Origin of the sequence: Mesorhizobium sp. M1006, from assembly GCF_040318825.1 — a bacterium.
GTDB lineage: Bacteria > Pseudomonadota > Alphaproteobacteria > Rhizobiales > Rhizobiaceae > Mesorhizobium.
This window is the reverse complement of sequence record NZ_JAMYMZ010000008.1, coordinates 120,948-144,579: the sequence shown is the minus strand read 5'-3', so window position 1 is coordinate 144,579 and position 23,632 is coordinate 120,948. Positions and strand designations below refer to the sequence as shown.

21 protein-coding genes and 1 tRNA gene are annotated in these 23,632 nt (G+C 62.2%); 10 read left to right on the top strand and 12 right to left on the bottom strand.

Annotation, left to right across the window (positions count from 1 at the left end):
* Positions 1-111 precede the first annotated feature (111 nt).
* Complete coding sequence (locus NKH60_RS10385; RefSeq protein ID WP_352540660.1) at positions 112-1,077, top strand: RgsD C-terminal domain-containing protein; 966 nt, start codon at positions 112-114, stop codon at positions 1,075-1,077.
* A gap of 159 nt (positions 1,078-1,236) precedes the next feature.
* On the opposite strand, the gene thrS is transcribed toward NKH60_RS10385, so the two are convergent.
* From thrS to NKH60_RS10365, 4 genes are all read right to left on the bottom strand, one after another.
* Positions 1,237-3,210 carry a threonine--tRNA ligase gene (gene thrS / locus NKH60_RS10380; RefSeq protein WP_352831561.1) on the bottom strand — a complete coding sequence of 658 codons (1,974 nt, stop codon included), beginning with the start codon at positions 3,208-3,210 and terminating at the stop codon, positions 1,237-1,239.
* 167 nt (positions 3,211-3,377) lie between these two features.
* A complete protein-coding gene (blaOXA, locus tag NKH60_RS10375) occupies positions 3,378-4,193 on the bottom strand; it encodes a class D beta-lactamase (RefSeq protein WP_352473908.1) in 816 nt (271 codons plus the stop codon).
* 146 nt (positions 4,194-4,339) lie between these two features.
* Positions 4,340-4,714: a membrane protein insertion efficiency factor YidD gene (gene yidD / locus NKH60_RS10370; RefSeq protein ID WP_352831559.1), complete on the bottom strand. Its 375-nt coding sequence runs from the start codon at positions 4,712-4,714 to the stop codon at positions 4,340-4,342.
* Between the two features lie 79 nt (positions 4,715-4,793).
* Positions 4,794-4,961, bottom strand: coding sequence for a hypothetical protein (locus tag NKH60_RS10365; protein ID WP_352473909.1), 168 nt, complete (start codon positions 4,959-4,961; stop codon positions 4,794-4,796).
* 91 nt (positions 4,962-5,052) lie between these two features.
* On the opposite strand from NKH60_RS10365, the gene NKH60_RS10360 reads away from it, so the two are divergent.
* Complete coding sequence (locus NKH60_RS10360) at positions 5,053-5,967, top strand: LysR substrate-binding domain-containing protein (RefSeq protein WP_352500847.1); 915 nt, start codon at positions 5,053-5,055, stop codon at positions 5,965-5,967.
* Here NKH60_RS10360 and NKH60_RS10355 read toward each other — a convergent pair.
* Positions 5,964-6,410: an iron-sulfur cluster assembly scaffold protein gene (locus tag NKH60_RS10355; protein ID WP_023678879.1), complete on the bottom strand. Its 447-nt coding sequence runs from the start codon at positions 6,408-6,410 to the stop codon at positions 5,964-5,966. The two genes, NKH60_RS10360 and NKH60_RS10355, sit on opposite strands and share 4 nt — an antisense overlap.
* 240 nt (positions 6,411-6,650) lie before the next feature.
* Between NKH60_RS10355 and folE the strand changes: the two genes are divergently transcribed.
* The 3 genes from folE (at position 6,651) to NKH60_RS10340 (ending at position 8,848) form a co-directional block, all read left to right on the top strand.
* Complete coding sequence (gene folE / locus NKH60_RS10350; protein ID WP_352466975.1) at positions 6,651-7,286, top strand: GTP cyclohydrolase I FolE; 636 nt, start codon at positions 6,651-6,653, stop codon at positions 7,284-7,286.
* A 35-nt stretch (positions 7,287-7,321) separates the two neighbouring features.
* Positions 7,322-7,792, top strand: a complete 471-nt coding sequence (gene hisI / locus NKH60_RS10345) for a phosphoribosyl-AMP cyclohydrolase (RefSeq protein WP_352831555.1) — start codon at positions 7,322-7,324, stop codon at positions 7,790-7,792.
* Positions 7,793-7,876: 84 nt separating this feature from the next.
* Positions 7,877-8,848, top strand: coding sequence for a patatin family protein (locus tag NKH60_RS10340; RefSeq protein WP_023678882.1), 972 nt, complete (start codon positions 7,877-7,879; stop codon positions 8,846-8,848).
* Positions 8,849-8,867: 19 nt separating this feature from the next.
* Here NKH60_RS10340 and recJ read toward each other — a convergent pair whose 3' ends face one another.
* The 5 genes from recJ to NKH60_RS10315 form a co-directional block, all read right to left on the bottom strand.
* On the bottom strand, positions 8,868-10,652 hold the full coding sequence (gene recJ / locus NKH60_RS10335; RefSeq protein ID WP_352831553.1) for a single-stranded-DNA-specific exonuclease RecJ: 1,785 nt from the start codon (positions 10,650-10,652) through the stop codon (positions 8,868-8,870).
* Positions 10,653-10,712: 60 nt separating this feature from the next.
* A complete protein-coding gene (gene glpX, locus NKH60_RS10330) occupies positions 10,713-11,696 on the bottom strand; it encodes a class II fructose-bisphosphatase (protein WP_352850156.1) in 984 nt (327 codons plus the stop codon).
* Between the two features lie 203 nt (positions 11,697-11,899).
* Positions 11,900-13,213 carry a homoserine dehydrogenase gene (locus tag NKH60_RS10325; protein WP_352819162.1) on the bottom strand — a complete coding sequence of 438 codons (1,314 nt, stop codon included), beginning with the start codon at positions 13,211-13,213 and terminating at the stop codon, positions 11,900-11,902.
* Positions 13,214-13,253: 40 nt separating this feature from the next.
* The gene (locus tag NKH60_RS10320) at positions 13,254-14,471 is read right to left on the bottom strand and encodes an LL-diaminopimelate aminotransferase (protein ID WP_023678886.1); all 1,218 of its coding nucleotides are present in this window, start codon (positions 14,469-14,471) and stop codon (positions 13,254-13,256) included.
* Between the two features lie 40 nt (positions 14,472-14,511).
* Positions 14,512-14,844 carry a hypothetical protein gene (locus tag NKH60_RS10315; RefSeq protein ID WP_352647805.1) on the bottom strand — a complete coding sequence of 111 codons (333 nt, stop codon included), beginning with the start codon at positions 14,842-14,844 and terminating at the stop codon, positions 14,512-14,514.
* A 151-nt stretch (positions 14,845-14,995) separates the two neighbouring features.
* On the opposite strand from NKH60_RS10315, the gene phaC reads away from it, so the two are divergent.
* From phaC to NKH60_RS10300, 3 genes are all read left to right on the top strand, one after another.
* A complete protein-coding gene (phaC, locus tag NKH60_RS10310; RefSeq protein WP_352872057.1) occupies positions 14,996-16,822 on the top strand; it encodes a class I poly(R)-hydroxyalkanoic acid synthase in 1,827 nt (608 codons plus the stop codon).
* A 327-nt stretch (positions 16,823-17,149) separates the two neighbouring features.
* Positions 17,150-18,268, top strand: coding sequence for a YcbK family protein (locus tag NKH60_RS10305; protein ID WP_352540675.1), 1,119 nt, complete (start codon positions 17,150-17,152; stop codon positions 18,266-18,268).
* A 169-nt stretch (positions 18,269-18,437) separates the two neighbouring features.
* A tRNA-Glu gene (locus tag NKH60_RS10300) sits at positions 18,438-18,512 on the top strand.
* 124 nt (positions 18,513-18,636) lie between these two features.
* On the opposite strand, the gene NKH60_RS10295 is transcribed toward NKH60_RS10300, so the two are convergent.
* Complete coding sequence (locus tag NKH60_RS10295) at positions 18,637-18,933, bottom strand: DUF982 domain-containing protein (RefSeq protein ID WP_023678889.1); 297 nt, start codon at positions 18,931-18,933, stop codon at positions 18,637-18,639.
* Positions 18,934-19,230: 297 nt separating this feature from the next.
* On the opposite strand from NKH60_RS10295, the gene map reads away from it, so the two are divergent.
* Positions 19,231-20,058, top strand: coding sequence for a type I methionyl aminopeptidase (gene map / locus NKH60_RS10290; RefSeq protein WP_352451363.1), 828 nt, complete (start codon positions 19,231-19,233; stop codon positions 20,056-20,058).
* A 52-nt stretch (positions 20,059-20,110) separates the two neighbouring features.
* Entirely contained in the window at positions 20,111-20,857 is a 747-nt protein-coding gene (gene radC, locus NKH60_RS10285; RefSeq protein WP_352540669.1) for a RadC family protein, read from the top strand.
* An 88-nt stretch (positions 20,858-20,945) separates the two neighbouring features.
* Here radC and NKH60_RS10280 read toward each other — a convergent pair whose 3' ends face one another.
* Positions 20,946-23,525, bottom strand: coding sequence for a bifunctional diguanylate cyclase/phosphodiesterase (locus tag NKH60_RS10280; protein WP_352540676.1), 2,580 nt, complete (start codon positions 23,523-23,525; stop codon positions 20,946-20,948).
* Positions 23,526-23,632: the final 107 nt, after the last annotated feature.

Genomic DNA, 23,632 nt, shown 5'->3' with positions numbered 1-23,632 from the left:
ATCGGGCGGCTTGGGCATTGGCGCGGCGCGCCGGACAAAGAGCCCTGTAGCAGAAGCCGACCGGACTCTTAAGCCTTGAAATTGCCACCGCCTTGGGCTTCAACGCAAGGCATGTTTGAGGGGACATTGCGTCTTTTCCTGATATGGCTCGCTGCCGCACTGTTGATGGTGCCGGTTTCGCTTGCCGTCGCCCAGGATGTGGACGGCCTTGGCGAGCTGAAGCTTCCCGGAATTTCGGGCTATGCACCTCCGAAAAGCGAGACATCGCTGGCATTGGGCAGCAGCGGGGCGATCACGCTGTCGGCGCAATTGACCGACAAGGGCGCCGACATCACGCGCGGCATAGTCTGGCGCGTCTTCAAACCCGAATCGGCCAGCGACGGCAAGCTGACGATGGTCGCCTCCTCTCATGGCGGCACCGCCATATTCCAGCTCGAGCCGGGTTCGTATCTGGTCCACGCCTCCTACGGGCGGGCCGGCGCCACCAAGCGCATCACCGTCGGCAAGGAAGCCAAGCGCGAGAGCCTCGTGCTCGATGCCGGTGGCCTCAAGCTCGATGCAGTGCTGTCCGGCGGGGTACGCATACCGCCGAAGAAGCTGCGCTTCTCGATCTATGAGAGCCACGCCGCGGCCGATGGCGATCGCGCCCTGATCATACCCGATGTCGAGCCGAACAGCGTCGTGCGGCTCAATGCCGGCACCTACCACGTCGTGTCGACCTATGGCGCGGTGAACGCGGTCATCCGCTCCGACATCCGCGTCGAGGCCGGCAAGCTGACCGAAGCGACCGTCGAGCACCGTGCCGCCGAGATGACCATGAAGCTGGTGCGCGAACCAGGCGGCGAGGCGATCGCCGACACCTCCTGGTCCCTGCTCAACGAATCCGGCGATCCGATCAAGGAAACCGTCGGCGCCTTTGCCTCGATGGTGCTGGCCGAGGGCGACTACACCATCATCGCCAAGAACCGCGATCGCATCTACCAGAAGGATTTTACGGTGGTGGCTGGGCACAACCAGGACATCGAGGTTCTGGCCACCGAGGCTTCGGCCATCGATTCCGAGGAAGGCGCCGACTGAGACGCGCCCCTCTAAGCTGCTTTGTGCATGGGTCGCGCCAGCGCGTCGCCGACGCGCACGTCGATCGATCTGCCAGATAGGCGCGCGGCGTGACAGGCATATAAAATATAAAAAATGGCGGTGGATCGCTCCACCGCCATTCGTTGCTGGTCGACTGGTTCAGGCCGCGCGGCGCTTGCGGTCGGGTGTCACCGCCTCGTCGGCAAGCAGCTTCACGGCGGCTGCGAGGCCGAGTGATTCCTGGTCACGCGACCCGAGACGACGGATATTGACCGTTTCTTCCTCGGCCTCGCGCTTGCCGCAGACGAGGATGACCGGCACCTTGGCCAGCGAATGCTCGCGGACCTTGTAGTTGATCTTCTCGTTGCGCAGATCGGCTTCGGCGATCAGCCCCGCCGCCTTCAGCTGCGCAACGACCTTCTGGGCGTAATCGTCGGCATCGGAAGTGATCGTCGCCACCACCACCTGCAGCGGCGCGAACCAGAGCGGGAAATGGCCGGAATAATTCTCGATCAGGATGCCGAGAAACCGCTCCATCGAGCCGCAGATGGCGCGATGCACCATCACCGGCTGCTTCTTTTCCGAATCCGAGCCGATGTAGAAGGCGCCGAACCGTTCAGGCAGGTTGAAATCAACCTGCGTGGTGCCGCATTGCCAGTCGCGGCCGATGGCGTCCTTCAGCACATATTCGAACTTCGGCCCGTAGAACGTGCCCTCGCCCGGATTGACGCCCGTCTTGATCCGGTTGCCCGACCGCGCCGCGATCTTGTCGAGCACGTCCTGCAGCACGCCCTCGGCATGATCCCACATCGCGTCGGTGCCGACCCGTTTTTCGGGGCGGGTCGCCAGCTTGACGGTGATTTCGTCGAAGCCGAAATCGGCATAGGTCGAGAGGATCAGATCGTTGATCTTGATGCACTCGTCGGCGAGCTGTTCCTCGGTGCAGAAGATGTGCGCATCGTCCTGGGTAAAGCCGCGCACGCGCATCAGCCCGTGCAGCGCGCCGGACGGCTCATAGCGATGCACATTGCCGAATTCCGCAAGTTTTACCGGCAGATCGCGGTAGGATTTCAGCCCGTGCTTGAAGATTTGGACGTGACCGGGGCAGTTCATCGGCTTCAGCGCAAACACCCGGTCGTCGTCGGTGTCGTCGCCAGCAACGGTCACCTTGAACATGTTGTCCCGGTACCAGCCCCAGTGGCCTGACGTCTCCCACAGGCTCTTGTCGAGCACCTGCGGCGCGTTGACTTCCTGATAGCCCTGCTCGTCGAGGCGGCGACGCATGTAATTGACCAGGTTCTGGAACATCCTCCAGCCCTTGGCGTGCCAGAAGACGACCCCGGGGCCCTCCTCCTGGAAGTGGAACAGGTCCATCTCACGGCCGAGCTTCCTGTGGTCGCGCTTCTCGGCCTCCTCCAGCATCGTCTGATAGGCTTCGAGCTGCGCCTGATCGGCCCAGGCCGTGCCGTAGATGCGGGTCAGCATCGGATTGTTGCTGTCGCCGCGCCAATAGGCGCCGGCGACCTTCATCAGCTTGAAGGCGCTGCCGATCTGGCCGGTCGCGGCCATATGCGGGCCGCGGCAGAGGTCGAACCAGTCGCCCTGTGCATAGATCTTGAGATCCTGGTCCTCGGCGATGGCGTCGATCAACTCGAGCTTGTAGCGCTCGCCCTTGTCGGCAAAGATCCTTTTCGCCTTTTCGCGCGACCAGACCTCCTTGGTGAACGGCTTGTTGCGTGCAATGATCTCGCGCATCTTCTTCTCGATCACCGGGAAATCGTCGGGCGTGAACGGCTCGTTGCGGGCAAAATCGTAGTAGAACCCGTTTTCGATCACCGGCCCGATGGTCACCTGCGTTCCCGGCCAAAGTTCCTGCACGGCTTCGGCCAGCACATGGGCTGCATCGTGGCGGATGAGCTCCAGCGCACGCGGGTCCTCGCGGGTGATGATCTCGACTTTGCCCGATCTGCCGATCGGGTCGGAAAGATCGCGCAGCGTGCCGTCGATCGAATAGGCAACGGCCTTCTTGGCCAGCGACTTCGAGATCGATTCCGCCAGGCCGGCGCCGGTCATCGCCGCGTCGTAATCGCGAACGGAACCATCGGGAAATGTCAGGGAAACGGAATTCAGCATAAGATTCTCCTATCCAGTCCCGCAAACGAGCGCGGGTGGTAAAATGCATGTCGCCCAAGACTGCTTAGCGGTTTTGGCGCTACGACATGCATCAGTAAGAGCCGGATGCGTCCGGCGGCGAGCGGTCTTTTATGGGCAGTTTTCGGCGCCGTAAAGCCGGATGTAGGTCACCTGAGGAGATTCGGCAGATCTTTCAGGAACATCGCCCGCGTCTTGAGTCCCTTTGGCGTGTCGGAACGTTTCGTATCGACTACCAGGCGGGCAAAGACGATCTTGCGAGCATCGGTCTGCGCCCAGCCGACAAACCAGCCAAGCGAGCGCTTGTCGGCGCTGTCGCCGAGCCTGGTCGTTCCGGTCTTGCCCTGCACCGTCCAGCCGCCTGCCCGGAAGGTCGGGACAATCGCGCTGGTCATCGCATGGGCCTTGTCCGAAACCGGCAGTTTTCGCGCCAGCAGCTTGCGCAGGAAATCGACCTGCTCGACCGGCGATATCTTGAGCGAAGAATTCACCCAGGAATGGGTGAGGCCGTCATTCTTGCCGGCAGTGCCGGAGACTTCGGTGTTGCCATAGTCCAATCTGGACACATAGCCGGCAAACTGTTTGCTGCCGAGCCGGCGCGTAATCTCGCGTGAGAACCAAAGGACCGAATCCCTTTCCCAGATCGTCGGGTCGACGGTCTTGCGGTCCCGTTTCGGGGCATTGAACTCTGCCTTGTACTCCCAGCTTGGCGTATGCTCGTCGCTCAGGATTCCAGCATCATAGCCGATCAGCGCCAGCGGAACCTTGAATGTCGAGGCGGGGCTGAAGCGCTGATCACAGGTCCCTTGGCGATACAGCGTCTCGCCGCTTGCGGCGTCGACGATCAGCGTGCATTCGACGTCCCCGAGCGGCGCCGATTGCGCACGGATCGGAAAACCCATCAGCCACGCCAGGACGTAGAGAACCACGGCGAAAATGAAGGGACGACGATCTATCCGGCGCATTTGGTAATCTCTCCTGAAGGGTGTCAGGAGCGGCTTAGCGAGGTGTCTTGTCTCGATTTTGTCTCAAATGCGCTATGTCAGCGCAAGCTGCGGTTAACCCTACCAGATCGTAAAAAGCGATCCCTTTGTGCACCGCACAGTTGCGGTCAACTGTCCAGGTCGCCACGTTTTTTCCCGATCCGCCAATACCGCCATGGCATGAACCAGAGGTAGCGATCAGCCAGTGCCTCAGGCACCCGGTCGATGCCGTGCGTGCCGAACGGTCCGCAGCGCAGCACCCGGAAAAACCCCATCCAGCCGCCGGCCCACAGCCCGTGGCGGGCGATCGCTTCATGCGCGTATTCGGAACAGGTCGGCAGATGCCGGCAGGAATTGCCGACGAAGCCGGACAGCGTCAGCTGGTAGAGTCGGACAAGCGACGTGCCGAAGACGCGGCCCGGCGTCTTGCGCCACGGGCCGGACCAGTTGCGTCCTTGTCGAATCGGCCTGGCGCCGTGCGCATGCCGATGTTGGCCGACCACCGCAGTCTCCACATCGCGTTTCCCTACGCGATAGATGTGCGCATCGGGCCAGGAACGCAATGCCGTTCCGGCAATCCCGTCATGGCCTGGTAGGGCGAACCGGATAGCGGTCGGGCGTCGGCCTTCGGCATACGGCGACGCTGGTCGGCGGCCTCTCCTCGCACCAATCCCTATGCGGTTTCTCGTCGTACCATTGAAACGTCGCGATCCGCATCACATCGCCCAGAATGTTGAGAAACTGGATCATGGCGGCACTCCTTGAGCACCGATTAGAGCGCCGCTGGCCTTGCTCTTCAAACGAGTATAACGTCCACGTCAGATAACTCTGAGTTATGCGAATGAAGCGCGGACACCTCCCCCTGACGGCTCTGAGAAGCTTCGAAGCAGCCGGTCGTCACCTGAGCTTCAGCCGTGCGGCCGAGGAGCTTTATGTTTCGCAGGCGGCGATCAGCCGACAGATCCGCGAGCTCGAAACCTTCCTGCGCCAACCTTTGTTCTTCCGCCATCATCGCCGCGTCGAGTTGACCGACACCGGCCAGCGGCTGCTCGACCAGTTGGTCAGAAGTTTCGAGGGCATCGACAGGCTGCTTTCGGAATTGACGGCGGCCCCGACGCAGTCCGTGGTGCGTGTCAGCGTCGAGCCATCGCTTGCATCCGTATGGCTGGTGCCGCGGCTCAACCGCTTTCGCGAGTTGCGACCCGACATCGACGTTTCCCTTGAGGTCGACCCGAGATTGATAGAGTTTCGCAGCGATCAGCCCGAACTTGCCCTGCGTTTCAGTGCGCACGCCACCTCATGGCCACGCAGCGAAGCCGAACAGCTTGCCGCGGTCGTCGATTCCCCAGTTCTGTCGCCGGCACTTCTTGCATCCGGCCCAGCTCTGGAAAAGCCGATCGACCTTGGTCGCTATACGTTGCTGCACGAAGAAAACCGTCAGGCTTGGGCACGCTGGTTCGAAGCGGCGGGCGTGACGGCTGATGCCGTGCCTGCGCGCGGCCCGATGCTGGCCGATGCTTCGCTTTCGAAGCAGGCAGCCTTGCTTGGACATGGTGTCGCGCTGGGCGATCTATTGCAGATCGGCGAAGAACTTGCGTCCGGCGCGCTGATCAAGCCTTTCGACATCGACGTCGCGTCGGGCGCCTATTGGCTAGTGGCCAGAAGGCTGAATGACCTTTCCGAGCCAGCCAGGGCTTTTGCCGACTGGGTCCGGGCGGAATTCGCCGAAAGCCGGCGTTTTCTCGCCAAGGTTTAAGCTGCCTCTTCCGCCCGCTTCTTCTCGATCTGGCCGATGGCGTCGACCACTGCGTCGAAGGTCAGCATGGTCGAGGCGTGGCGCGCCTTGTAGTCGCGCACCGGTTCCAGGTATTTCAGGTCGGCGAAGCGGCCTTCGGGCGGCGGGCCGTTTTCCTTCAGCATCTTCAGCATCGTCTCGCGCACGCTGCGCAATTCTTCGGCGCTGGCGCCGACGACATGCTGCGCCATGATCGACGACGACGCCTGGCCAAGCGCACAGGCCTTCACGTCATGCGCGAAATCGCTGACGACGCCATCATCCATCTTCAGATCGACGGTCACCGTCGAGCCGCACAGCTTGGAATGTGCTCGTGCGGTTGCGTCGGGCCGGTCGAGCCGGCCGATCCGTGCGATGTTTCCGGCAAAACCCAGAATTTTCGCATTGTAGACATCGTCGATCATATTTTTCCAATCCGTCGCCGCCCAGCGAACAGTCATTGCCGCTCTGGCGTCTTCCTTTCGCTCGGCACGAACATATATAATGGCGGTAGTCGGGTATCGACAAGGCGACCACAAACCTCGTCATACCCAATTCTGTTCACGCCACTTACGGGCTGGAAACCGGGCGAGTTTCTGACACCCGAAAGGTCGTGGTCCGTTCAACTCGTTCCTCCTGAGAGAGGAACTACGGGAGACGCCTTTATGGACGCCGTTATCAAGAAGCTCATGCCGCGGTCTGCCTATATGGAAAAGCCGGTCACCGACCGGCCGAGCGAGGCCGAAGTCGAAGCCGCTGTGCGCACCTTGTTGCGCTGGACCGGCGACAACCCTGACCGCGAGGGCCTGATCGACACGCCGAAGCGCGTCACCAAGGCGTTCAGCGAAATGTTCAACGGTTATGATATGTGCCCAGCCGAGGAACTTGGCCGCACCTTTGAGGAAGTTGCCGGCTATGACGACCTCGTTCTCGTCAAGGACATATCCTTCCACTCGCATTGCGAGCATCACATGGTGCCGATCATCGGCAAGGCGCATGTCGGCTATCTGCCTGACGGCAAGGTTGTCGGCCTGTCCAAGATAGCCCGTGTCGTCGACATCTTCGCCCATCGCTTGCAGACCCAGGAAGCGATGACTGCGCAGATTGCCGGCGTCATCCAGGACGTGCTCAATCCGCGCGGTGTGGCCGTTATGCTTGAGGCCGAGCATATGTGCATGGCCATGCGCGGCATCCGCAAGCAGGGCTCCACCACGCTGACCTCAACCTTCACCGGCGTCTTCAAGGACACACCCGAAGAGCAGGTCCGCTTCGTCACCATGGTGCGCGGCGGCAGGATCTGATCGGCCTGCCGGCTTCGCTAGATAAGGACCGGCGAATGTCGGCATTGGAATTCCCGAAAGCTCCAACAGACAAGAAGGCACTCGAGGAAGGCGCGGTCCTTTCACCGCGCTTCGATGCTGCCGGCCTCGTCACTGTCGTGGTCACCGATGCCGAAGACGGCATGCTGCTGATGGTCGCGCATATGAATGCCGAGGCGCTGGCGCTGACGCTCGAGACCGGCATCGCGCACTACTGGTCGCGTTCGCGCAACGCGCTGTGGAAGAAGGGCGAAACCTCGGGCAATGTCCAGCAGGTCGTCGAGATGTTCACGGATTGTGACCAGGACGCGATATGGTTGCGCGTCAAAGTGCTGGGTCACCAAGCAACTTGTCACACCGGCCGACGTTCATGCTTTTATCGGACGGTGGGGCTGAGCGATGGCAAAGGGACGCTTGCCAGCGACGGCAGCAAGCCGCCGTTCGATGCGGAAAAAACCAATCGAAAGCCCAATACACCATCAATATGAACCATTCGCAGCACTTCAGCCACGTATATTCATGATTTCGATACGGCCCGCCTGTAGGATGACCGTGGGACAAGGGAGATTGTGATGCTCGACTGGGCGTCATTGCGCAACAGACCTGACGTTCGGGAGGCCAATGGCCTCTCCTCGGCTGCGGGCGCATCCGAAACCAAATCTCCGGGCAAAACCGGGATTTCGCTGGCATTGGGTGGCGGCTGTGCGCGCGGCTGGGCGCATATCGGCGTGCTGCGCGCGCTTGATGAAGCCGGCATCGAAGTGTCGATGATCGCCGGCACCTCGATCGGCGCGCTGGTCGGCGGCTGCTATGTTGCCGGCAAGCTCGACGAGTTGGAAGAATTCGCGCGCAGCCTGACCAGGCGGCGCATTTTTGGCCTTCTCGACCTCAATCTACGCGGCAGCGGCCTGTTCGGTGGCATGAAGCTCGATGCGCGGCTGCGCGAGCACATAGCCGGCATCCGCTTCGAGGACCTGCCAAAACCATTCGTCTGCGTCGCTTCGGAAATCCGCACCGGCCATGAGATCTGGCTGTCGAGCGGCTCGTTGAGCACCGCAATGCGCGCCTCCTACGCGCTGCCCGGCGTGTTCGAGCCGGTCGCCTGCAATGGGCGTGTGCTGGTTGACGGCGCACTGGTCAATCCGGTGCCGGTCTCGGTCTGCCGTGCCTACGAGCAGCCGCTCGTGGTTGCGGTGAACCTTCACTACGATCTGTTCGGCCGCGCCGCGGTGATCAAGCACAATGCCGGCGAGCTGGTCATCGAGAAAGACGCGCCGAGGGCCGGCCACGCCGATCCCGAACGCCAGTCGCGCGAGACGCGGCTCGGCATTACCGGCGTCATGGTCGAGGCCTTTAACATCATCCAGGACCGCATTTCGCGCGCCAGGCTGGCCGGCGACCCGCCGGACATATCGCTGCAGCCGAAGCTCAGCCATATCGGCCTGACCGAATTCCACCGCGCAGACGAAGCGATCCGTATCGGCTACCAGGCAACGATGGCGCAGATCGGCGACCTGACCCGGCTGCAGACCGTCCTCGCTTAGGCAGGGCGGCAGCGAGCTCTCAGGCAAGCGCCGCGTCGATGATGCGGAACTGCACCGTGCGGTTGCCGTTCCAGTGATTGCCCGACAGCGAGCCGGCGACGTGCACCGGTTTGCCCCTGTTCTTGAACAGGAATTCGCCGAGCGCAGTATCGACGGCGCGAAAGGCGATCGCCTGGATGCGGCCGCCACTTTCCGACTGCAGGTCGACGCGGATGTGGTTGCTGCCGACCGCCCGCGCATCAACAAGCCGGTGACGCGGCAGCGCGAACACCGGCGCGACATGCCCAGCGCCGAACGGCCCTGCCCTCTCTAGTGCATCGAGCAGCCCAAGCGTCGCGCCCTCGGCGGCTAGCGCACCGTCGATCGCCAGGCTCTCCTCGCCTTGCAGCCGGAATACATCCACCGCCGCGCGTTCTTCGAAGAAAGCCCTGAGTTCGCCGAGCTTCGCCCGCTCGACAGTGATGCCGGCCGCCATTCCGTGGCCGCCGCCCTTGACGATAAGCCCGGCATCGGCAGCCTCGCGCACCAGCCGGCCGAGGTCGAAGCCCGACACCGAACGGCCTGACCCCGTACCGACACCATTGGCGTTGAAGGCGATGGCAAAGGCCGGCCGTCTTGCATGGTCCTTGAGCCGCGAGGCAAGCAGGCCGACAATGCCAGGATGCCAGTTGCTGCTGGCTGTCACCACGATGGCCGGACCATTGCCGCCGGCAAGCTCGGCATCGGCCTCTGAGCGCGCGGCGGCCAGCATCTCCTGCTCCATCGACTGCCGCTCCTGGTTGAGCCGGTCCAGCGTCTCGGCGATGGTGCGGGCCTCGACCGGGTCGTCGGTTGCAAGCAGGCGGCTGCCAAGTGCTGCGTCGCCGATGCGCCCGCCGGCGTTGATGCGCGGACCGATCAGAAAGGCCAGATGGAACGTGCTGATCGGCTCGCCTATACGCGAGACCCGCGCCAACGCCGCCAGCCCTTCGTTTCTCTGCTGCCGCGCCACCTGCAGCCCCTTGACCACGAAGGCGCGGTTGACGCCGGTGAGCGGCACCACGTCGCAGACTGTGCCCAGCGCCACCAGGTCGAGCAGGCCAAGCAGGTCCGGCGGTGCGGCATCCGGCAAGCGGCCGCGCAGGATCTTCGCGGTCTGCACCAGGCAAAGGAAGACGACGCCGGCGGCACAAAGATGACCTTGGCCGGAAAGGTCGTCCTCGCGATTTGGGTTGACGACCGCAGCCGCCGCCGGCAGCGGCCCGCCGACCTGATGGTGATCGAGCACCACGACGTCGGCGCCGGCGGCCTTTGCGGCGTCGATGGAAGCAGCACTGTTGGTGCCGCAATCGACGGTGACGATCAGCGTCGCGCCGCGCGAGACGAGTTCGCGCATCGCTTCCGGATTGGGGCCGTAACCCTCGAAGATGCGGTCCGGTATGTAGATCTCCGACGCCACCGAGAAATATGCGAGAAAGCGCTTGAGCAGCGCCGACGAGGCGGCGCCGTCGACATCGTAGTCGCCAAAGATCGCCACTTTTTCCCTGGCCATCACCGCCTGGGCGATGCGAGCGGCGGCCCTGTCCATGTCGGTCAGCGATGCCGGGTCGGGCAGCAGATTGCGGATGGTCGGATCCAGAAACCGCTCGGTCTGCTCGGCGGTGACACCACGCCCGGCCAGCACACGTGCCACGATGTCAGGCACGCCATACCCTTGCGCGATGGCGAGCGCGGCCATGTCCTGACGCTCGGTCAGCCGGTGTTCCCAGGAAACGCCGGTGGCCGACTGCCTGACATCGAGGAAAAAGCGTCTTTCCCCCGTCACGTGACGCGCCGTCTGCAATTTGTCATTGCGCACAATATGCAACGGCTAACTGAGTCGAAATCAAAACTTTTCCAGATCCTGATGCCTGGCTTTGATTTCGCGCACGGTCCGCGATGACGAGCGCAGCACGATCGTGTGCGTGGTGATGAAATTGCGGCCGAACTTGACGCCGGCCAGCATATTGCTGTCGGTGACGCCGGTCGCGGCAAACAGCACGTCGCCGCGGGCCATGTCTTGCGTGTGGTAGATCCGTTTTGGGTCGGAGATCCCCATCTTCGCGGCGCGCGCCAGCTTTTCCGGCGTATCGAAGATCAACCTGCCCTGCATCTGGCCACCGGTGCAGCGCAAGGCGGCCGCTGCGAGCACGCCTTCGGGCGCGCCTCCGGTGCCGAGATAGATGTCGATGCCGGTCTCGTCCGGGTCGGTGGTATGGATGACCCCGGCGACATCACCGTCGCCGATCAGACGGATCGCGGCTCCGGTCGCCCGCACGGCTTCGATCAACGCGCCATGGCGTGGCCGGTCGAGAATACAGGCGGTGATCTCCGCCACCGGCACGCCCTTGGCCCTGGCGAGGCTGGCGATGTTTTCGGCCGGCGAGGCATCGATGTCGATGATGCCGTCGGCATAACCCGGACCGATCGCGATCTTGTCCATATAGACGTCCGGCGCGAACAAAAGGCTGCCTTTTTCGGCAATGGCGATAACGGCCAGTGCGTTGGGCAGGTTCTTGGCGCAGATCGTCGTGCCTTCGAGCGGATCAAGCGCGATGTCGACAGCCGGGCCTTGGCCGGTACCGACCTCTTCGCCGATATAAAGCATCGGCGCCTCGTCGCGCTCGCCTTCGCCGATCACCACCGTGCCGTTGATGGCAAGACGGTTGAGCTCCTGCCGCATGGCATCGACCGCGACCTGGTCGGCGGCTTTCTCGTCGCCGCGTCCGCGCAATCTGGCGGCCGCGACCGCGGCGCGTTCGGTGACGCGCACCAATTCCATGGTCAGTATCCGGTCGAGGCCGGCGACAATGTTTTGGGCCACATTCATCGATGGACAATCCTCGTTGGCACTTTGTTTTTATTATGCATGTCGTTGTCCCAAAACCGCTGCACACTTTTGGGCGACATGCATTAGCCTCCCGCCAGAGACGCGCTTCTTGTGTCAAAGCCCCGTGACAACAGCAAGACCTGCGTTGGACCTTTTTGAAAGCGCAGCAATATCAATCGATTAAACGCCAAAATGTGAGACTGCTATCCGGCCCGCTCGATGCGGATGACTTGCGGCTTGTCGGTCAGAAGGCTGTCCCTGGTGATGCCGTCGACGGCCTTGCGCACCGCCGCCTCGGTCGTCTCGTGGGTCACCAGGATGACCGTCTTCTGTGCCTCGGTTTCCGGCCCGGCGGCATGCTGGACAATCGATTCCAGCGAAATGTCGTTGTCGGCCATGCGCTTGGCTATTGCCGCGAAAACGCCGAGGCGGTCGTGCACGGTCAGCCGGATGAAATAACCGCCGGCATGGCTGCGCATCTGCGCCTTCTTGTAAGGCTTCAATTCCTTCACCGGCCGGCCGAAGACCGGACCATGCTGGAAGCCAGGCCGGCTCTTGGCGATATCGGCAATGTCGCCGATCACCGCCGACGCGGTGGCGTTGCCGCCGGCGCCAGGGCCGGAAAGCAGCAATTCGCCGAGGATGTCGGTTTCTATCGCTACCGCATTGGTGACGCCGTGCACCTGCGCGATGACCGAGGCCGTCGGCACCATGGTCGGGTGCACGCGCTGCTCGATGCCGCTTTCGGTGCGTTGGGCGACGCCAAGCAGCTTGATCCGGTAGCCGAGATCGCCGGCCGCGCGGATGTCGGCCTGGCTGATGTTGGAGATGCCTTCCATGTAGATATCGTTGGCGGCGATCCTCGTGCCAAAGGCAAGGCTGGTCAGGATCGACAGCTTGTGCGCGGTGTCGTGACCCTCGATGTCGAAGGTCGGGTCGGCTTCGGCATAGCCCAGCCGTTGCGCATCCTTCAGGCAGGCATCGAAAGACAGGCCCTCGGCTTCCATGCGCGTCAGAATGTAGTTGCAGGTACCGTTGAGGATGCCGAAAACGCGGGTCACCGAATTGCCGGCCATCGCCTCGCGCATCGTCTTGATGACCGGAATGCCGCCGGCCACCGCCGCCTCGTAATTGAGCAGCACGCCTTTCCTCTCGGCGATCTCGGCCAGCGCCACGCCGTGCTTGGCAAGCAGCGCCTTGTTGGCGGTGACGACATGGCGGCCGCCTTCAAGTGCCGCTTTTACGGACGAGCGCGCCGCCCCGTCGTCGCCGCCGATCAGCTCGACGAACACGTCGATCTCGCCGGTCTGCGCCATCTTGATGGCGTCGTCGAACCACTGTGCTGCGCCAAGATCGACGCCACGGTCGCGCTTTGGGTCTCGGGCCGAAACGGCTGTGACGACGATGTCGCGTCCGCACTGCCGCGTCAGTTCCGCCGCCTTGTCGCGCAGCACGCGCGCCACCGACGCGCCGACGGTGCCGAGCCCGGCAATTCCAACACGCAACGCTTCAGCCATGTCCGGCGACGCCCCATTCAGTCGGTCGATGTGTAGAAAATCAGCGATGCGCGGCGAGCGGTACGACGTTATTCGGCTGCTTGGCGCTGGATGCGAGGAAGCGCTTGATGTTGCGCGCCGCTTGCCGGATCCGGTGCTCGTTTTCGACCAGCGCGATGCGCACGTGATCGTCGCCATGCTCGCCGAAGCCGACGCCCGGCGCCACCGCGACGTCGGCGTGCTCGATCAGGAGCTTGGAGAATTCAAGCGAGCCAAGGTGCTTGAACGGCTCCGGGATCGGCGCCCAGGCGAACATCGATGCCGCCGGTGCGGGAATGGTCCAGCCGGCGCGGCTGAAAGCGTCGACCATGACATCGCGGCGTTTGCGGTAGACGTCGCGCACTTCCGCGATGTCGGCGCCATCGCCGTTGAGTGCATGCGCCGCCGCCACCTGGATCGGCGTGAAGGCGCCGTAGTCGAGATAGGATTTCACTCGCGTCAGCGCCGAGATCAGCCGTTCATTGCCGACCGCAAAACCCATGCGCCAGCCCGGCATCGAAAAGGTCTTCGACATCGAGGTGAACTCGACGGCGACGTCTATGGCGCCCGGCACCTGCAGCACCGAAGGCGGCGGATTGCCGTCGAAATAGATCTCCGAATAGGCAAGATCCGACAGGATGATGATGTCGTTCTTCCTCGCGAAGGCCACCACCTCCTTGTAGAAATCGAGCGAAGCGACCAGTGCCGTCGGATTGGACGGATAATTGAGGATCAGTGCCAGCGGCTTCGGGATCGAATGGCGAATGCCGCGCTCCAGGGCCGGGATGAAGCCGTCGTCCGGCTCGACCTGCAGCGAGCGGATGACGCCGCCCGACATGATGAAGCCGAACGCATGGATCGGATAGGTCGGATTAGGGCAAAGGATCACGTCGCCGGGGGCGGTGATCGCCTGCGCCATATTGGCGAAGCCCTCCTTCGAGCCGAGCGTCGCCACCACCTGGCTGTCCGGGTCGAGCTTCACGCCGAAGCGGCGGGCATAGTAGTTGGCCTGGGCACGACGCAGGCCCGGAATGCCGCGCGACGACGAATAGCGGTGCGTGCGCGGATCGCGTACCACCTCGCAGAGTTTGTCGACGATGGCCTTGGGCGTCGGCAGATCCGGATTGCCCATGCCAAGGTCGATGATGTCGGCGCCGCGCGAACGGGCGCTGGCCTTCAGCCGGTTGACCTGTTCGAAGACATAGGGCGGAAGCCGGCGGACCTTGTGAAATTCTTCCATGGCAGTTCCAGACAGTGAGGTTGCGGTCGCGCGTATAAGCCTATTTGCAACTAGGGTCGAGAGCGGGGTCGCATTTGCCTTCGATCTGCTTCAGCGCCTCGGCGCCGTGTTTTTTTGCCAGCTGGTCCAGCGCTGCCTGGTCCGCAACCTTGACGCCCCCGCCCTTGGCGGCCTGGCTCTGCTCCTCGGCCTTCAGTTGGGCGAGCTTGGCGTTCTTTTCCTCGTCGGTGAATTGTTCGGCCGCCACCTGCGGCCGGATGTTCAGGTTCGGATAGGAACCGGTGTCCTTCGCGCCGACAAGGCCGGTGGCGGGCGCCGCACCTTCCATGTTGCTGCTCGTGCAACCGGCCATCGCCAACAGGACGAGCGCCATGCGGCAAAAACGACCAGTGCCGGAAAAAACGTTCTTGCCAATATTAATCGTCATATTGTTTTCCTGGCGGCCGGGTTAGAGCACATTGGACCCTGTTCGATATCCCATGGTAATATGTCAACAAAACGCTTCGGGAGGAACCCCGCGAACCATGGCCAAAACACCCGATTCGGGCAAAGCGGAAGATGACCAACCTTCGACCGTCGAGCAATATCTGGTGAAGGACCCGGAACGCTTCGCCCTGAACATGGCCCGCATGATCGAGCAGGCCGGCAAAGCCGCCTCGGCATGGGTCGAGCCGCGGGAAAAGGGCGAGGTGCGCGATCACGTCGCCGAGCCGGTCATCGACATGGTGAAGACGTTCTCCAAGCTCACCGAGTACTGGCTCTCCGACCCGCAGCGCGCGCTGGAGGCGCAAACGCGGCTGTTTTCCGGCTACATGACCGTCTGGGCCAACGCCGTCCAGCGCATCGGCGCCGGCGCCGAGGACGCGGTCAAGCCCGAGCGCGGTGACAAGCGTTTCCAGGATCCGGAATGGGGCCGCAACGCCTTCTTCGATTTCCTCAAACAGGCGTATCTGGTCACCTCGCGCTGGGCGGCCGAACTGGTCGAGCACGCCGATGGCCTGGACGAGCACACCCGCCACAAGGCCGGCTTTTATGTCAAGCAGGTGTCCAATGCCATCTCGCCGTCGAATTTCATCCTGACCAATCCGGAATTGTTTCGCGAGACTGTCGCCTCCAACGGCGAAAACCTGGTGCGCGGCATGAAGATGCTGGCCGAGGACATTGCCGCCGGCAAGGGCGACCTGAAGCTGCGGCAGGCCGATTATTCGCTTTTCGAGATCGGTAAGAATCTCGCGACCACTCCCGGCAAGGTGGTCGGCCGCAGCGACGTCGCCGAAATCCTGCAATACGAACCGACTACCGACACCGTGCTCAAGCGGCCGCTGCTGATCTGCCCGCCATGGATCAACAAATACTACATCCTCGACCTCAACCCGCAAAAATCCTTCATTCGCTGGGCAGTCGAGCAAGGCCACACCGTCTTTGTCATCTCCTGGATCAACCCGGACGAGCGGCACGGCGCCAAGAGCTGGGAGGCCTATATCAGGGAGGGCCTGCAATACGGCCTCGACACGATCGAGAAGGCGACCGGCGAAAGGCAAGTCAACGCCATCGGCTATTGCGTCGGTGGCACGCTTCTCGCGGCGGCCCTGGCGCTGATGGCGCAGGAAGGCGACAACCGCATCAAATCCGCCACCTTCTTCACCACCCAGGTCGATTTTACCTATGCCGGCGATCTAAAAGTGTTCGTCGACGAGGAGCAGGTCGCGGCCGTCGAAAAGGCGATGAACGAGAAAGGCTATCTCGACGGCACCAAGATGGCGACCGCCTTCAACATGCTGCGCTCGGGCGACCTGATCTGGCCCTATGTCGTCAACAACTACATGCGCGGCAAGGATCCCCTGCCTTTCGACCTGCTGTACTGGAATGCCGATTCGACCCGCATGGGCGCTGCCAACCATTCCTTCTATTTGCGCAATTGCTATCTCGAGAACAGGCTTTCGCAAGGCATGATGGAACTGGCGGGCCGCACGGTTTCGCTGAAGGACGTTACCATTCCGGTCTACAACCTCGCCTCTAAGGAGGACCATATCGCGCCGGCGCTTTCGGTCTTCCTCGGCTCGAAATATTTCGGCGGCGAGGTCGATTACGTCATGGCCGGCTCCGGCCACATCGCCGGGGTCGTCAATCCGCCGGCGGCGCAGAAATATCACTACTGGACCGGCGGCAAGCCGGCCGGCGACTTCGACCAGTGGCTCGCCGGGGCCACCGACCATCCCGGTTCCTGGTGGCCGCACTGGCAACGCTGGATCGAAGCCAAGGACAATACCCGCGTACCGGCCCGCAAACCGGGCGAGCATATGCAAGTTCTAGGCGAAGCCCCCGGCACCTATGTCAAGGTGCGCGTGTAACCATCTGTAATGTGTGGTGAGTTGACGCGCCGCCAAAAGCGGGCGAAATGGTGCCGTCAACCCTGAGCAGCCTTGATTCATCCTCTAGCCGCCAAATTACTTTGAGGCTTGCAGATTTGACACAGGTCTCGTTTCCGGTTCGGGGAACAAGGGTCATTTCGACGAGACGTTTCGACGCCGCGCCAATGACGAACCGGTCGGATATCGAGGGGGAATTTTGTTTTGAGATCAGCAGGATCGCGCCTCGCGAAGGGAGAAAGCCGCGCCATTGTGGCGGCGCTTTTCTCGGTGCTCCTGGCGTCCTGCACCTCGGCCGGCGACCCGACCATGTCGGTCGGCATGCCAGGCTATAATACCTCGGCTACCGAAATCAGCACGGCCGCCGGTGCGCCCCAGGCCAGCACGGCCGCATCATCGTCGCAGATGACAAGCACACAAATGACGATGAATGCCGACGGCGACGCCAACCTTCCCGAGCAGGTCGCCTATGTGCCGGTGGCCAAGCCAGGGGCCAAGCTCGACGCCGGCTTCCCGATCGCCGTTCCCACGGCAGCCGAGACGATCGCGGGACACACGCCGCAACCGCTGCAACCAAACGCCCAGACGGCTGAACAGGCCGTGGCGCAGAACAGTGCTGATGCATCGAAGCCCGACGCCAAGGCCGCCGAGCCGGCGATGAACAACCCGGTCTATGTGACCGCCGGCGAGATGCCGCAGCCACAGGCCTACGCACCGAAGAAAAACTTCCTGGCCTCACTGTTCAGCGCCACGCCTGCTTCGGCGGCACCTTCTTCGCCGGCCAACAGCAGATCGGGCGGGCAGCCAACGGTCATGCAGGCCAAGGCGACGCCTGCGGCAAAACCCACCGTCACCCTGGCTTCGGCCGATCCGGCTGAAAAGCCGGTGCAGCTGGTGTCGACGGGCGATACCAGCCACTTCACGGCCGATGCGCTGCCCGGCGTGCGACAGACGGCGCTGTTCGAGATCAAGCGCAAATCCGGCCTCGACGATGAGAGTGACGTCGATCTCAACGAAGACGAAGGTTCGGGTGGCGCCTACCAGGTCGCCTCCGCCGCCGGCCTTGCCCGGCTGGCGCCCAACGGCCTCCTGAAACAGAACGAAAGCGTCGATGTCGCCTGCTTGAAGCCGTCGCTGGTTCGCGTGCTGAAGACGATCGAAGGCCACTACGGCCGCAAGATGACGGTCACCTCCGGCTATCGCGATCCGGCCCGCAACCGCCGCGCCAACGGCGCCAAGAATTCGCTGCACATGTACTGCGCTGCCGCCGACATCCAGGTCCCCGGCGTCTCGAAGTGGGAACTGGCGAGCTACATCCGCACCATGCCGGGCCGCGGCGGCGTCGGCACCTACTGCCACACCGAATCCGTCCATGTCGATGTCGGCCCCGAGCGCGACTGGAACTGGCGCTGCCGCAGGCGCGGCTAGGTTCTTTCCGGCGCCGCGACGCCCCTTCCCCGGCGACGTTGTACTTTGCCGCAACCAGCTTCGCCGGCAAAAACACGCGGTTTGGAGCCAAAGGAAAAAAGTTGTCGCAGCCGGCGGCAGACGGGTTGCCGGTTTGTCGTGACGCAACTATAAGCGCTCACATCTGAGCGCGCCCATCGTCTAGCGGTCAGGACACCGCCCTTTCACGGCGGTAACAGGGGTTCGATTCCCCTTGGGCGTACCAGCATTTCAACTTGGCATATGTCTATCGCCAGCGTGATGCTGCGCCAGCTCTGCTGGACCCGCCACTCTGATAGGGGTGTCGGCAAGAAGAGGCGAAGACGACTGAGGACTTCGTCGAAGGCTGTCTAAGCCCGCAGTCCCCTCGCCTCGCCGCCGCGCTTGCGCGGAACCATCATGTCCCTGGCAAGCAGGCCGCTCACCCGGCAAAAGGCCATGAAGGCCCGCCATGCGTCTTCGGTCTCGACGATGTCCACCGTGGCGCCAAAACAGGCATTGAACGCGGCCTGGTAGGTTGGTCCCTTCCGGCGAACCGGCCATGTTTGCAGGAAATCGAGCGCCTGCTCGACACTGTAGATTTCCTCGACCGGCTGGCCGGGCACAGGCGCGATCCGCACCGGCACCTCGAATTGCAGTCTGTCCATTCGATCTCTCCCGAACTGACACCCCCGCAGCAACGCCGTTCGTCGCAAAAAATTGCCGTGGCGGCTTAATGCTTGGGCCGCTTCTCGCCTAGAAATGTGTCGTCACTACGGTGGTCAATGAACCCAGCGAAGTATGGGCCGCTAGAGGCAAGGAGAATGCCCCCAGGCGTGAATATCGCCGGTCTTCGGCCCGTCGCCGGCAGTTCGTCCTTGAACCTTGCGCTTTCCAGTGCCAAATCTGGGAAGGTTTCTCTCGCCGAGGCTCATCCAGCCCCGCATCCCTGCAAGACGGATAAAATGGTCACCTATCTCGACGCCGCCACGGCACCGCTCAGAAACACCGGCCAGATCCGTCTTTACGACGAGGAAGGTTTTGTCGGCATGCGCAAGGCTTGCGATCTCACCGCGCGCTGCCTCGACGAACTGGTACCGATTGTGGCGCCCGGCGTCACCACCGAAGCGATTGATCGCTTCGTCTTCGAGTTCGGGATGGACCATGGCGCGCTTCCGGCGACGCTCAACTACCGTGGCTATACGAAATCATCCTGCACCTCGATCAACCACGTCGTCTGTCACGGCATACCCGACAACAAGCCGTTGAAGGATGGCGACATCGTCAATATCGACGTCACCTATATCCTCGACGGCTGGCATGGCGACTCCTCGCGCATGTATCCGGTGGGCACGATCAAGCGTGCCGCGGAGCGGCTGCTCGAAGTCACGTATGAGTGCCTGATGCGCGGCATCGCGGCAATCAAGCCGGGCGCCCGAACCGGCGCCATCGGCGCCGCCATCCAGACCTATGCCGAAGCCGAGCGTTGCTCGGTGGTGCGCGATTTCTGCGGCCACGGGGTTGGCCGGCTGTTTCACGACGCGCCGAATATCCTGCATTACGGCAGCGCCAGCGAAGGCGTCGAGATGCGGCCGGGCATGATCTTCACCGTCGAGCCGATGATCAATCTCGGCCGGCCGCATGTGAAAGTGCTGTCGGACGGCTGGACCGCGGTGACGCGCGACCGTTCGCTGTCGGCGCAGTACGAGCACACGATCGGCGTCACCGAGACCGGCTGCGAGATCTTCACGCTGTCGCCAAAAAACCTCGACCGCCCCGGCCTGCGGGCCTAGTGTCTGGCAGATCGGGCGTTACCTTGCCCGGCAAATGCTGGGTGGGGCAGCCATGAACGGCAACGACGACGAGCGGGCCTTCTTTCCCGAAAGGCCAGTGCGATCCCACGCGAAGGCGGTGGCCGCCGACAAGCCGCATTATCTCGGCCATCGCGACCGCCTGCGCGAGCGCTTCGCCGCCGGTGCCAACACCCTCCCCGACTACGAACTGCTCGAGCTTCTTTTGTTCCGGCTGATCCCGCGCGCCGACACCAAGCCGGTCGCCAAGGCATTGCTGGCACGCTTCGGTACATTGGCCGAGGTCCTCGGTGCGTCCGTCGAGCGCCTGCAGGAGGTGAAGGGCATCGGCCCGGCGGTGGCGCTCGACCTCAAGGTGGTTGCGGCAACGGCGCAGCGCATGGCGCGCGGCGAGATCGCCGGCCGCGAGCTGTTGTCGACCTGGACGCAGGTTCTCGAATACTGCCGGTCGGTGATGGCCTTCGAGGAGCGCGAGCAGTTCCGCATCCTGTTCCTCGACAAGAAAAACGCGCTGATCGCCGACGAAGTCCAGCAGGTCGGCACCGTCGACCACACACCGGTCTATCCGCGCGAGGTGGTCAGGCGCGCCTTGGAGCTCTCCGCCACGGCGATCATTCTGGCGCATAACCATCCGTCGGGAGACCCGACGCCGTCGCGCGCCGACATCGAGATGACCAAGCTGATCATCGAGACGGCCAAACCGCTTGGTATTGCCGTTCACGACCACATCATCATCGGCAGGAAAGGCCACTCCAGCATGAAGGGGCTGCTGCTGATCTGAGGTTTGGCGTTGTTTTCAGCTTTGTCCGCTGTACGCCTATGTACCGCAACGTGAAGGCGGTCGGCTCGATAAATTCTGGCGCCGAGGCTCAGCTGGCCGTGCGCAGGCGTCGCGATCGGACAAAGGTCTTAAGTCCCTCGGAATCGAACGCGTGGCCGAAGGCATAACCCTGCAATATGTCGCAGCCCAGGCCCTTAAGTAGCCGTGCATGCTGCATCGTCTCGACGCCTTCCGCCACGACCTCGATACCCAGCGACTTGCCGATTTCAATGATCGACGAGACAACCTGCCTTCTCTGCGGCGATTTGACGATTGGGGTGACCAGCTGCCGATCTATCTTCAGCCGGCGCGGCTGCAACTTCAGCAAACTGACCATCGAAGCGTAACCGGTACCAAAATCGTCTATTTCGATGTCAATCCCCAGTTCTTTTATCTGCTCGATGTTCCACGTGACAAGGTCGTCGTTCTCGTCCAGGAAAATCGACTCAACAAGCTCAAACGAAACTGTTCCCTTCTTGATATTTTGCTCTCGCAGGCTCTTGATGAGCTCCTCATCCTGAAGGCGCCTGGCCGAGACATTGACCGACACCCGCGGAATGTGAAGTTTTGCAGCGGACCACGCTTCGAAATCCGAAAGCGATTGCTTCAATATGGCTTGGTCGATGATCGAGACAACGTTCAGTTCTTCTGCAATCCTCAGGAAGACGTCGGGCGCCAAAATACCCTTTATTGGATGTTTCCACCTCGCCAGCGCCTCAACCCCAACGATTTCGAGCGTCTTTGCGTCAAATTGGGGCTGGTAGAACGGGATGAACTCGTTGCGCTCGAGGCCGCCGAGAATTTCGTCGGCAATCCGCTTGGTATCGACGATTTCGCTTTGCATCGCGTCGGTGAAGAATTCGTATCGATTGCGCCCCCGCCCCTTTGCTCGGTAAAGCGCGATATCGGCGTTCACCAGCAGGTGTTTGGCTTCGACATCTTTTCCGTTATCGACAGCGATTCCCACGCTGACACCAAAACGGCATCGATGACCCTGATAGTAGACCGGTTCGCGCATCTGGCTGATGACGCGGTCGGCGAGCAGCGCCAGCTGCTTGGTATCGTCGCGCACCACGCACAGAACGATGAATTCGTCTCCCCCGATACGGGCGACGAATCCCTCGTCGCCGACCTTCGACCTGAGCACGGTTGACGCGTGAACCAACATCGCGTCACCGGCGGCGTGGCCCAGCGTATCGTTGATGTGCTTGAACCGATCCAGATCTATGTGAAGCAGTGCCGCGTGCCCGCCTGAGTGCCTGGCGTTTGCCGCGTAATGTTCCAGTACCTGGTCGAGGTAACGCCGGTTGGGCAAGCCGGTCAGCGAATCATGAAGCGCGATGTGCTCTATGCGCGCTTTGGCTGACTCGAGTTCTGCATTTTTCGACTCGGACAGCTGTTTTGCACGAACCAGATCCTTGTTCAGCAGGACGTCGGCAGTCACGTCCCATTCCGCGCCGATCATTTTTGGGGTGTCGTTTGCGACCCGGTAAACGATCGCCTTGGACCGGACATGACGGATCTCGCCATCCTGACGCACAATCCGGTACTCCGACAAATATGGTCGTCCGCTGGCCACCGCCCTGTCGAAGTCCGCGTTGGCGCCAGCCAAATCATCTGGGTGGATTGCTCCCGCCCAGTCTGGATAGCCCCGGTGCTCGCCGGTTGGTTTGCCATATATTTCGTTGACGCGATCATCCCACGTAAGCTCGTTGGTCGCGAGATCGTGTTCCCAAACCCCAATAGCCGAAGCTTCCAGGGCGAGTTCCAAGCGTCGTGACAATCGACGCAATTCCGCATAATTGCGCTGTCTTTCGCCAATCAGGCGGCCTGTGACCAGGAAAGGGAACACAACCAAGGCTCCGGCCGTCGCCATGATAGCGCGCAACAACCATGCGTTGCTTGGCGTCGAAGGCCAGCCATTTTTGGGAATGGCCGCGATTTGCCACGAACCGGACGGGAGCACAACGTCGGCTGTCACCGGATCGCTTTTGCTGATCCGCTCACTACCGTAGAATTGGTCTCCATTTTGGCCGAGAGCGTCCCTGCCGATCAGCGCTATGTCAATCCCGAGATCGTCGTCAAGCAGCCCGCTCGCCCGATAAAGACGCTGCACGTCGACAACGGCGGAAATGATGCCCCAGAACCTTTCCGTATTGCCCGCGCTCCGCACGAAAACCGGAAAGCGGCCGATGAAGCCTTGTCCTCCCTGCTTCAGCTCGACGGGGCCGGCAAGCACCAGCTTGCGTTCGTCTCGCGCCCTTAGCGCAGCCGCACGCTGTCGTTCGTTCTTGCGGTAGTCCAGGCCCATCGCCTGCTCGTTACCCTCCATCGGGTACATCAGGGAAACGACCAGATCGGGCGCGCCGGCAATATTGTTCAATTGCGAGTCGGCGCCAAACAGATTGCTCGCGAGTGAGGCGAAGCGTTGCTGTCCCATATAGGGCTCGGTCACGACCGCGGAGACCAATCCACGCACGAGTTGAAGGTTTCCGTTGATATTGCCTTCGAGCTTGGCGCGGATGAGGTTGACCTTGGTCAGCACGTCCGAACGGACGGCCTGGTCCGAGACGACTTTGTTCTGGTGCTCCGCGAACGCAGCGCTGATAAGTATGACGACAAGCGCGATCGCCGCCGGAATATTTGCCGACGAAAAGACGACCTCCTTGATGCCGCCGAACCTAGCGCGGAAAAAAGCCAATAGGCGATTCCTCAAGTGCCATTTCAGGTTTTCGG

Excerpts from the sequence above, each read along its gene's own strand:
- NKH60_RS10385 (WP_352540660.1), top strand. The coding sequence starts at position 112 with ATGTTTGAGGGGACATTGCGTCTTTTCCTGATATGGCTCGCTGCCGCA.
- thrS (WP_352831561.1), bottom strand. The coding sequence starts at position 3,210 with ATGCTGAATTCCGTTTCCCTGACATTTCCCGATGGTTCCGTTCGCGAT.
- blaOXA (WP_352473908.1), bottom strand. The coding sequence starts at position 4,193 with ATGCGCCGGATAGATCGTCGTCCCTTCATTTTCGCCGTGGTTCTCTAC.
- NKH60_RS10365 (WP_352473909.1), bottom strand. The coding sequence starts at position 4,961 with ATGATCCAGTTTCTCAACATTCTGGGCGATGTGATGCGGATCGCGACG.
- NKH60_RS10360 (WP_352500847.1), top strand. The coding sequence starts at position 5,053 with ATGAAGCGCGGACACCTCCCCCTGACGGCTCTGAGAAGCTTCGAAGCA.
- NKH60_RS10355 (WP_023678879.1), bottom strand. The coding sequence starts at position 6,410 with ATGATCGACGATGTCTACAATGCGAAAATTCTGGGTTTTGCCGGAAAC.
- folE (WP_352466975.1), top strand. The coding sequence starts at position 6,651 with ATGGACGCCGTTATCAAGAAGCTCATGCCGCGGTCTGCCTATATGGAA.
- hisI (WP_352831555.1), top strand. The coding sequence starts at position 7,322 with ATGTCGGCATTGGAATTCCCGAAAGCTCCAACAGACAAGAAGGCACTC.
- NKH60_RS10340 (WP_023678882.1), top strand. The coding sequence starts at position 7,877 with ATGCTCGACTGGGCGTCATTGCGCAACAGACCTGACGTTCGGGAGGCC.
- glpX (WP_352850156.1), bottom strand. The coding sequence starts at position 11,696 with ATGAATGTGGCCCAAAACATTGTCGCCGGCCTCGACCGGATACTGACC.
- NKH60_RS10325 (WP_352819162.1), bottom strand. The coding sequence starts at position 13,213 with ATGGCTGAAGCGTTGCGTGTTGGAATTGCCGGGCTCGGCACCGTCGGC.
- NKH60_RS10320 (WP_023678886.1), bottom strand. The coding sequence starts at position 14,471 with ATGGAAGAATTTCACAAGGTCCGCCGGCTTCCGCCCTATGTCTTCGAA.
- NKH60_RS10315 (WP_352647805.1), bottom strand. The coding sequence starts at position 14,844 with ATGGCGCTCGTCCTGTTGGCGATGGCCGGTTGCACGAGCAGCAACATG.
- phaC (WP_352872057.1), top strand. The coding sequence starts at position 14,996 with ATGGCCAAAACACCCGATTCGGGCAAAGCGGAAGATGACCAACCTTCG.
- NKH60_RS10305 (WP_352540675.1), top strand. The coding sequence starts at position 17,150 with ATGTCGGTCGGCATGCCAGGCTATAATACCTCGGCTACCGAAATCAGC.
- NKH60_RS10295 (WP_023678889.1), bottom strand. The coding sequence starts at position 18,933 with ATGGACAGACTGCAATTCGAGGTGCCGGTGCGGATCGCGCCTGTGCCC.
- map (WP_352451363.1), top strand. The coding sequence starts at position 19,231 with ATGGTCACCTATCTCGACGCCGCCACGGCACCGCTCAGAAACACCGGC.
- radC (WP_352540669.1), top strand. The coding sequence starts at position 20,111 with ATGAACGGCAACGACGACGAGCGGGCCTTCTTTCCCGAAAGGCCAGTG.